Consider the following 6487-nt stretch of genomic DNA (forward strand, 5'->3'; position numbering starts at 1 on the left):
GCCATTTGCATGAGGGACTAATACTCTTTTTCCAGGAGCAGTACCAACTTCCATTGCATCACCTTCATTCCAGAATACTACTGACGCTTCACTATTACCCGGATCTCTACCTAAAACTGTACCTGTTGTCAAACCATTTACATGGTACAGTGCATTCCCAATATCAAGAGTTGCTAATGATAACCCGCTAGTTATTGGATGCGTATTGTCTATAATATCAATGGATGTAAGACCGCTGCTACCACCTACAGCCGCTCCCAGTAAATCATCATGTAAAGCTGGCTCACTTGTTACGACTCCATTTGTAGTTGTCACTACATTACTTACACTTCCTGATGCTAAAACGTTTCCACTGATTGCCTCTTCGTGAATAAAAGTTACGCCATAATTATTCGCATCTTGACCACTTCCGGAATCGTCAACCACAGTTACGGAATACCCTATTGCAATTAACTTATTAATTGTATTCTGTTCTTCTGTATCTGGTCCTGAACCTGTATCCGTAACCCATAGTACAGTTTTTGGTGATTCAATGGAATCAAGAATACCATCATTATCATCATCTAAATCTGATACATCATCTATTCCATCACCATCTGAGTCTTGAACCACAGTTAAAGTAACTTCAGAAGAAATTACAGTGGCACATGAACCAGAAGAATTAGACACTAATACTCTATATATATACCCATCCTTACTTAAATCTACAGATAAAACAGTTAGTACTTCTGTAGTTGTTCCTGAATATTCAGCACCGTTTGAAATATTAGAAAAACTTGCTCCTGAGTTTGTACTCACTTGCCACTGAAAAGTATCAGCATTGCTAGTACTAGATGAAAAAGTTCCATTACTACCTATTCCTACAACCTGATTAGTTGGTTGAGAATCGATTAAAACTGGATTAACTGTTATAGTTTGGGTAACATCTACAAAGTTTCCAGCTTCATCTGTAACCCTATAAGTTCGAGTAATTATTTCTGGATTGCTTCCCCCATCACTTGAATCACTAACAAATGTAACTATTGGATTAGTTGTACAATTATCCGCTTCGTCGGTAACAACGGTAACATCGGAAGATGGAACATCGCTTGAACAATTTACGGTTATTGGTGAAGGGTTACTTGCTGTTGGGTCTACGTTATCTATTGTTAGTGTAGTAACTCCAGTTATATTTAAAACAGGGTCTCCCACCGTTCCACCATATTCCACTATATATCCTTTAGGTTGATATGCTCCACTACCAGCGCCAGTATTTGACAGATCGTTCCATGAGCCTGGTCCCCCTGTACCCCTAACAACTGATGGGTCAGTAATATGAGCATAATCCTCGTTTCCAGATTGATTAGGTTCACCCCCATTCCAATATGCAAAATTATATGGAGCTACCGTTGTTCCAGTGGATGTTCCACTCCAAAATGAGGTGCCAGCTTCTGGTCCTGTAACCCATTGCCAATCTCCTTCAGTAGCAGCGTCAGAAGCACCAATCCATCCTGCACCGGCTGCTTGTGAACCTGAAAAATCCGCTTCTTCTTGAGTAGTTAAAGTGGCCAAGTAGCCCTGAAGTCCATAATAAGTTCGTAATGCTGCTGCATCTCTTGCTGCAGTCCATGTAATTCCAACATCAGGAACAAACTCGTAATAGTGATCTGTAGGTGGTAGGTAATTTGCACTTCCTGGGGTAATTGAAAATTGTCTTACTCCGGAAGGAGATGCTGAAGAACTTGAAAATTCAACGTTAAGAATTGCCGCCTCAAACTCTGCAAACGTTGCTGGACCAGCAAGTGTTAATTCACCTTCTGTAACATCCCAAGTTGCTGCTATGCTGGGATGAGTACCTGTAAGGTTTAAAACATCTTCCCCATTTACATATCCAGAAGATATTTGAATGTAGATAGCATCCGTTGTCACGTCATCTGGGTCTGTAATACTAATAGTTTCCACAATAGGCTGGGAAGTCGTTGGGCAATATAATTGGTCTCCAGTAACTGTTAACGTTGGTGCCTGATCTACAGTTGGTACAATTGATTCAGTCAAATCATCTAAAGTAATATTACTATCTGACTGGTCTGCGCTTACCGTAGTTATTGTATTTGTAATAGTCGAGCCATTTGTGCCAAAATTCACACTTGCAGTAATATTTAAGGTAGCTGTGGAACCGTCATTTAAAGTTCCTACAGTCCATACTCCTGTTCCAGAATTATAGCTACCATCATCACTTACAAAAGTAACTCCTGAGGGTAATATATCTGTCAAACTAACATTTGTAGCATCAATCGGACCATTATTTTGTATTGATAAGGTATAAACAATATTAGACTCTTCTTTTGGTGAACTATTGTCCACTGTTTTAGTAACTACTAAATCTGGTCCAGTGTAAGCAGTAATTTGCACATCATCAATAAATACAGTATCGTTGCTGTTAAGCCAGTCACCATTATTATTGATGAACCTTATTGTGGTGCTAGCTGATATGTATGATGTAATATCAGCCGTAAATGTATCTGAAGTGTTACTCCCGGTGCCATTAATCGTAAATATTGTGGTAAAATTTGTCCCGTCGCTAGAAACTTGAACATCTAAATCGTCTCCCACTTCTAAATTTGAAGTCCTCCAAGCAAAAGATAAAGTTGCATAAACATATGAACTTAGATTTGCTGTACGTGTTATATACTCCAAATTATCCCAGATTTCTCTAAACCTAAGCTCCTCACCACCATTGGTTATCCTTATAAAACCATTTGTTGCTGAGTTATTGTCATTAACTTCTGTCCATGGGCTTGTAGACCAATCTACAGAACCATCAGAATTATTATAGGCTCGCACCCCAAAATTATCCAGATATGTATCCTGTGCAGAAGCAACGGTAATAACTGAAATAAATAATAATAAAAATCTTAGAAGGCCCGCTTTAACCATTAAAATACTATTTAAGTAATAAGCTGATTAACTTTTCAACCTAATAACTTTAATCTATAATAGTGCAAACCTAAGCCTGTTAATCGTTAGTCCGTAATATTTGTGGTGTTATCGATAAAAAGCATGGTAAATGCCTTTAAAACTGTTGTGAAGATTTTTCCTACAAAAATAGATTGAGCCAAACTAATAAAAAGGATTGTTTTCTTGTTTTGATTACCCACTAGTCAAATATGATAAATTCTGATCTTCGGTTTAATTGGTGTTTTTCGTTAGAGCAGCGTACGCTATTTTCACATTCGTTCATTAGTCGTTCTTCCCCATAACCCTCTCCTTTGAGCCTATCAGAAGAAATACCCTTGGATATCATATATGCTACCGTGGATTGCGCTCTTTTTTGAGACAGCCATAAATTATAGGCATCATTACCTCTACTGTCTGTATGGGCGTTTACTTTTATTTTTAGACTTGGATATTTTTCCATTGCAGCAATTACTTTTTGGATTTCAATTTCTGCATCTGGTCGAATATCAAATTTATTTAGGTCAAAATAAATGGTACTCAGCTGTAATAATTTAGCCAAGTCATCTCCAAATCCACCTGTAACTAAGTCTCTTTCTAGATAAAAATCTACAATTCTAGGTTTCCCATACGACTTAACCAAATACTCTTCTGAAGGAACATATCCCTCCATCAACGCTCTTACGAAGTTACCTTGGTTACAATCTAAACTTAATGAGTATTCCCCTTTTGAATTTGTGATTGTAGAGGAAACCTCGTTGTTTTCTTCATTGATAATCTTAACAGTGGCACCGGCCAAGACTTCATTCGATATTCTATCTCTAACCGTTCCAGTAATATCTTGTAAGCAATCCAAGCTAATTGGATCAGTTTCAGAGAAACTATAGATATCATCGTCTCCCATTCCCTCTGTTCGGTTAGAAGCAAAATATCCAGTATTTGTTTCTTCATCTATAATAAACGAAAAATCATCGTACTTTCCATTGATAGGCTTACCAACATTTACAATAGTTTGGTCATATTCATCAAAAGCAATTTTAGTTGCAAAAACGTCCAATCCTCCTAAACCTGGGTGTCCGTCTGAAGAAAAATAGAGCACATCTGATTTGGTAATAAAAGGAAAGGTTTCCCTTGCTTCGGTATTAATGGTTTTTCCTAAATTAATAGGTGGACCATACGTCCCATCGCCAACTATTTGTACTTTAAAAATGTCCGATTCTCCCAAACTACCGGGCATATCTGACACAAAATAGAGTACTTTTTCATCTGGACTTAATACGGGATGCGCAACTGAATAACTATCGCTATTAAATGGTAATTCTTCAATAGCTTTCCACTCCCCATCAATTAAGGTAGACTTATAAATCTTTAATCGTATTGTTCCTTTTTCATCTTTGTATTTTTTCCCATCCAAAAAATTATTCCTAGTAAAATACATTGTATTACCATCTTTGGTAACAATTGAGGTTGACTCATGAAGCCGGGTGTTTATATCACCGGTAACCTTCTTGACAACTTCATCCTCTTCATTAGCTTCATTTACCTCATAGATATCTAAAAAGTCCCTCGCATTCCATGTGTGACGGTATCTTGCTAAATTGCCCGTATCCCTATCTGACGAAAATATCAAACCTTCTTTATAAAAAGATGGTGCAAAATCTGAGTACTTGGAATTATACTTAAAAGCAGAAATATCATATCGACCTGAGTTTTCTTCAATCTTGCTCATGTAATCTTCATCAAAGCTAGAATCAATACCACTTTCTTTGGCCATTTGAGAAAACTTGGCCATCATTTCATCTGCAGCAGCATACTCCCCCTGCGTTTTTAATGATTGTGCGTATCTAAAAACATAATCTGGTGTAACAACAGAATCATGCTTTTCTATCAACTCCTTATATACTTCGGATGCCTCTTCATAATTTGCGTTGAAATAATAGGAATTCCCGAGTCTTTTTAACAAATCTGGAGAAGAAAAACCCTTCTCTCGTACCTTTTGGTAAATATCAATAGCAGGTCTAAAAGAATATTCATCGTACTTTTCATTCGCCTTTTCCAAGAGTCTTTCTTGACCAAATGAGGAGCCTAAAAATCCAATGAATACAATTGTAAAAAGAAGTACTTTTTTGAACATATCTTAATCGGTTTTTAGAAGAAACGAGGGGATACCGTTTTCTGAAACTTTTTCAATAATTCCAATCTTAGAAAAATCTCAAAAGAGCCGTCATTAAATCTTCTAGTTCCTAATTCTGTCGTTTCTTTATCATATGCCAATCCTAGCATTATTTGGTCTGTTATCTGAAATCCGGCCAACGCACTAACCGCAGCATCCCAACGATAGGCTGCTCCAAAACTAAAACGATCAGCAAATAAAAAGTTAGCAGATATATCTAATTGTAAAGGGGCACCACCAACTGCCTTTGTTAAAATTGCTGGCTTGAATTTTAAGTTACCATTCAAATCAAAAACATAACCCGTTATAAAATAAAAATTGATACGCTCTGCTGCTAAGAAGTTAATACTATTGGCATCATTACTATTATTATCAAAATATTCAGTTTCAAGAACATTTGGTGCAGAAAGTCCCGCATAAAACTTATCCGTGTGATAATATATCCCTAATCCAAAATTAGGGGAAAACTGGCTATCTATATTGTCTTGCTCTACAACTTCTTCATCAAAATTTCTAAGCTTAGAAAAATCAAGACTCAACATGTTACCGCCTCCTTTTAAACCAAAAGACAGTTTTGCATTCTGAGAAACATCTAAAGTATATGATATAACAGCATCAAGATAAGTTTCTTGAACCGTACCATCTCCAATATTATCATTAACTACAGACAACCCATACCCCAGTCTACTATTACGTATTGGAGAATGTAAGTTTAAAGTAAATGTCTCCGGCGCTCCATTTAGACCAACCCATTGTGAGCGATAAAGCCCTGCAAAGGTCAACTGTCCCCTCGATCCTGCATACGCGGGATTCACACTAAGTGTATTAAACATATACTGTGTATACTGGGCATCTTGTTGAGCAACTAAACCTTGTATTGTAATTCCTATAAAAAGTATTGGCAATAAAATGCTCTTCTTAATCATATTCATTATTATATGTTACTTACTGATATAGAAATAATCGCTATCCGTAATTCTACCTTGATTTGAATCGTACTCAAATATATAAAAATATATACCTGAAGGAAGGAAATCATTTACGCTTAAAGTAGACCTTCCCTTAGACCTTCCATCGAATACATTATTTATATTGTTATACCCTTGTCCTTCATATACCGCAATACCCCATCTATTGTAAATTCTTAGGGTATTATTACGGGCATTTTCTACACCTCTGATAAATAGAAAATCGTTTCTTCCGTCTCCGTTTGGTGTTACCATTTGATTCACAACCACAGCCTCAGGTTCTGGATCAGGTCTATCATCAATTGGGTCCAGATAGTCAGGGGTACCGTCCCCGTCAGTGTCATCGTTCGTAGGGTCGCCGTCACCGTCCGCATCCTCGTCGGGGGTGTCGATGCCATCACCATCGTCATCT

At 37.2% G+C, this 6487-nt stretch carries 3 protein-coding genes and 1 pseudogene; all 4 read right to left on the reverse strand.

Annotated elements, in window-relative coordinates; genetic code table 11:
• Positions 1-2916 (reverse strand): annotated as a pseudogene (locus AACP56_RS17765) (hypothetical protein); the annotation flags it as partial.
• A 220-nt stretch (positions 2917-3136) separates the two neighbouring features.
• The gene (locus tag AACP56_RS17770; RefSeq protein WP_339339047.1) at positions 3137-5068 is read right to left on the reverse strand and encodes an OmpA family protein; all 1932 of its coding nucleotides are present in this window, start codon (positions 5066-5068) and stop codon (positions 3137-3139) included.
• 14 nt (positions 5069-5082) lie between these two features.
• Positions 5083-6033, reverse strand: a complete 951-nt coding sequence (locus AACP56_RS17775; RefSeq protein WP_339339049.1) for a PorP/SprF family type IX secretion system membrane protein — start codon at positions 6031-6033, stop codon at positions 5083-5085.
• A gap of 15 nt (positions 6034-6048) precedes the next feature.
• A partial coding sequence (locus AACP56_RS17780) for a gliding motility-associated C-terminal domain-containing protein (RefSeq protein WP_339339051.1) occupies positions 6049-6487 on the reverse strand: 439 nt, incomplete at its 5' end.

It is taken from the genome of Croceitalea sp. MTPC6, from assembly GCF_036985525.1.
In the GTDB taxonomy this organism is placed as follows: Bacteria; Bacteroidota; Bacteroidia; order Flavobacteriales; family Flavobacteriaceae; genus Croceitalea.